Here is a 683-nt window from a genome sequence, read left to right as displayed (position 1 = left end):
AGCAACAATCAGCAAAAGCGGAGTATTGACGGGTGTTTCAGCAGGTACAGTTACCGTTAAAGCAACGGCTGCTGACGGCAGTGCCGTATTTGGAACCAAAACGATTGAAATTAATGAGCCTGCCATCCCTGTTCAAGTGATTTCCGTAACGGCGGATGGTGAAGTTACTACAATCGAATCAGGTAAGAAGCTGCAAATGAATGCTGTGGCTGCTCCTAGCAACGCAACAAACAAAGCGGTCGCTTGGTCCGTAATAGATGGAACAGGTACGGCTGTTATTGATAAAACAACGGGTGAGCTTACTGCCGGCAATCCAGGYACAGTAACRGTCCAAGCAACAGCTGCCGATGAAAGCGGAGTTGTAGGCAGCACGATTCTTACGATTACGGCAGTCCAAGTCCCTGTTGCTTCGATTACGTTAACAGGTGATTCCAGCGTGCTGGTTGGTCAGACGTTAACCGTTGACGCGACCGTTGCTCCTGCAAATGCAACGGAAAAATCAATCGAGTGGTCTGTTGAAAACGGAACAGGCATAGCAACAATCAGCAAAAGCGGAGTATTGACGGGTGTTTCAGCAGGTACAGTTACCGTTAAAGCAACGGCTGCTGACGGCAGTGCCGTATTTGGAACCAAAACGATTGAAATTAATGAGCCTGCCATCCCTGTTCAAGTGATTTCCGTAA

Annotated in this window: 1 protein-coding gene; it reads left to right on the top strand. The window is 48.2% G+C overall.

The features are described from left to right. On the top strand, positions 1-683 hold a 683-nt coding region (locus AC1DPK_RS34175; RefSeq protein ID WP_477513028.1), incomplete at both ends, for an Ig-like domain-containing protein.

This window comes from Paenibacillus sp. 01T424, from assembly GCF_056398745.1.
The sequence above is the reverse complement of the archived record's forward strand: the minus strand, read 5'-3'. Positions and strand labels throughout refer to the sequence as shown.